A 532-nucleotide genomic window follows, 5' to 3' on the forward strand; every position below is an offset into this window, starting at 1 on the left:
ATGATTATGAGAAAAAGAAATTTGTTGCCAAAGCGGAAAATCTCACAGTCGGACAGCTTTTGGATGTGTGGGCAGAGGAGGAATTAAAAACAGGTACGCTCAGCAATGGTACGGTGGAGAATTACCTCGGAACAATCCGAAATATCAAGAAACACCCATTGGCAGAACGGAAACTGAAAAATGTAACCTCTGAACATTTGCAATCTTTCTTCGATTTGCTTTCCTTCGGGGGAGTTCATCCCGATGGAAAAGAGAGAAAGGGTTACAGCAAAGATTATATCCATTCTTTTTCCGCAGTCATGCAGCAGTCCTTCCGTTTTGCAGTATTTCCAAAACAGTATATTACGTTCAATCCCATGCAGTATATTAAACTGCGGTATCAGACGGACGAAGTTGATTTGTTTTCGGATGAGGACATGGACGGAAATATCCAACCAATTTCACGAGAAGATTATGAAAGACTGCTTGCGTATCTTCAAAAAAAGAACCCAGCCGCAATACTTCCAATCCAGATAGCCTATTATGCCGGGCT

The 532-nt window shown here is 41.7% G+C and carries 1 pseudogene; it reads left to right on the forward strand.

The annotated features are described in order from the left end of the window. Positions 1-532: pseudogene (locus NE638_RS17855) on the forward strand (site-specific integrase); the annotation flags it as partial.

Source organism: Blautia sp. MSK.18.38, assembly GCF_024460535.1.
Taxonomy (GTDB): Bacteria; Bacillota; Clostridia; order Lachnospirales; family Lachnospiraceae; genus Blautia_A; species Blautia_A fusiformis.